At 26.7% G+C, this 1,737-nt stretch carries 2 protein-coding genes; both read right to left on the reverse strand.

Annotated features, from left to right (window positions below; all coding sequences use genetic code 11):
- Positions 1 to 167: 167 nt before the first annotated feature.
- A complete protein-coding gene (locus V7149_RS26405) occupies positions 168 to 989 on the reverse strand; it encodes a glycosyltransferase family 2 protein (RefSeq protein WP_335348515.1) in 822 nt (273 codons plus the stop codon).
- 110 nt (positions 990 to 1,099) lie between these two features.
- Positions 1,100 to 1,737: GNAT family N-acetyltransferase (locus tag V7149_RS26410; protein WP_335348516.1), on the reverse strand; the 638-nt coding region annotated here is incomplete at its 5' end.

Here is a 1,737-nt window from a genome sequence, read left to right on the forward strand (position 1 = left end):
TTTTTAACCTTAATAAAGAACAAAAATACTAAAAAAAAACAACTGAATAATACATTTTAAATCATTAGCATTTTCCCTTCAGAGCTCCACCATTGCTTAAAACAACAATTATTAACATTATTTTATTCATTTTGAATTCCACCCCAGTAATTCTAGTTATGCATAAATTATGTTTGAATAGAATCATTTTTTTTATACAATCTTTGTTTAATCGCATGTAATATCCTTGCAGGAATAAGACCAACAACCAAAGGTTTAAACACAAATATTATTCCTAATGGGAAAAGAATCTTAAGTGAACGATACCCCTTAAATCTAACAACTGCCTCATCAATTCTATATTTATAGGTTCTCTTACTATAAGCCCTTCTACTCTCATAATATGAAAATAATGGTTCTCTCATATTGAACCCTGTCATATTTAATAAGTACATTCTCATAAATAAATCGTAGTCTTCGCATCTTCTAGTTTCCTTTGCCACATTATAACAAGATGCTTTGATTAACGATTCTTTTCTAAAGATAATTGTAGGATGGTTAAAACATGCTCCATAAAGAAAATCTTTCTTTACAGGTTCAGGTTTTCCCTCTAATACTCCCCATACCCCGTCTTCATCAAACATTAATGTACTACAACTTACAAAATCATATTGAGGGTTCAGTTCAAGAAATTTTAATTGTTTTTCAAATCTATCTGAATGAGATACATCATCTGCATCCATTCTTGCTATATAATCACCCATAGAATGCTCTATACAATTGTTTAATGAGTATGCTAATCCCATATTTTTTTCATTTTTAATTAACTTTATTCTTCTATCTTTTAAAGAATATTGATAAACTATATTATATGTTTCGTCAGTAGAACCATCATCACAAATAATGAATTCCCAATCTTTAAAAGTTTGACTTACTATTGACTCAATTGCTTTTGAAATAGTTTCTTGACTATTAAGTACTCCCATTATTACTGATACTTTTGGCATCATTTCCACCCTCTCTTTCTGGTATTTTTTGTCAAACCTAAACCAAATCCGCCCAAGCTTCATCAGTATCGAAGCTTAATATAAATAATCCTTTGTTTTCATATATTATTTCTTTACTCATTTAATAAATTTCCGTCCTTACATTGATAAAGTTTTCTACTAATATCATCTACAATTTCAATAAACTCTAAATTATTTTTCTTTTTCCAAATTAAAATTTCTTTTTTCATTAATACTTCGTCAATTATAAATTTTTGAGTATACATGTTTAAGTTTGCAATACCTTCATATCGAAATTTTGAAATAATAAAACTATTTTTATCTAACTTTAAATCCTCTACAACCTCAACTATTTGAATTTCTTCAATATTGCTTTCATTGTCTATCATATTTTTTATACTACCAAGAATGTGTTTGATACGGTTATTCCAACCTTTTTTTCTACCTAAAAGTTTTAAATTTATTATTTGGTTATTAACAAACCAATTTATGTTAGATGGTAAGTTATTATTAAGTTTAAAATTAAAGAGAAAGTTATTGTAAGTAGAATCTGTCCATTTTTGTTTATATATTCCCATTACTTTTGAAAAGTCAAAGATTTTAATTTCTTGTTCTTCTATTAAGTTTTGGAATAATTCCATTAAATGAACGTGTCCAAGTGAAATTTTTGAAAAAGATGGATGAAAACCAGGAATATAATCAATTAGTCTATTATCATCTTTAAATGCAAATAGAAAAGAGAATACCTTAT

It is taken from the genome of Bacillus sp. JJ1503, from assembly GCF_036965125.1.
Taxonomy (GTDB): domain Bacteria; phylum Bacillota; class Bacilli; order Bacillales; family Cytobacillaceae; genus Cytobacillus.